The 431-nt window shown below is 39.7% G+C and carries 1 protein-coding gene; it reads right to left on the bottom strand.

Features of this window, described 5'->3' with window-relative positions:
• Window positions 1-431: cation:proton antiporter regulatory subunit (locus M983_RS16690; RefSeq protein ID WP_210433262.1), on the bottom strand; the 431-nt coding region annotated here is incomplete at both ends.

A 431-nucleotide genomic window follows, 5' to 3' on the forward strand; every position in this document is an offset into this window, starting at 1 on the left:
CGCTAATGAGAATAGAGCATGAGGCGCTTGCGATGAAGCTGGTGCGACAGTTTCAATTTCGGCGGCAAGATTAAGGACAATAAAGTTACGTGGTTTCGTCGTTAAAATACGAATTAATTTCCAATCACCAATGACAAGTAATACATCCCCTAATCGCAAAGGTTCATCAACTATTTTACCAGGTAATGCCTTGCCTTCACGTCTTATCGCGACGACATTTAATCCATAGCGTGTTCTAAATTTTATGTCTCTTAGCGATTTACCCAGTAATTCTGAATCAGGGTTCATAGAGACTTCAGCTAATCCAACATCTCTAGATTGCTCAGAAAAATACTCACCACGCAAGACCATAGGTTCTAACATTTGTTCAGCACAAAACTCACGTAAGTCAACATCACTTTCAGACATATCGACCAATAAAACATCACGTT

The organism is Proteus myxofaciens ATCC 19692 (genome assembly GCF_001654855.1).
In the GTDB taxonomy this organism is placed as follows: domain Bacteria; phylum Pseudomonadota; class Gammaproteobacteria; order Enterobacterales; family Enterobacteriaceae; genus Proteus; species Proteus myxofaciens.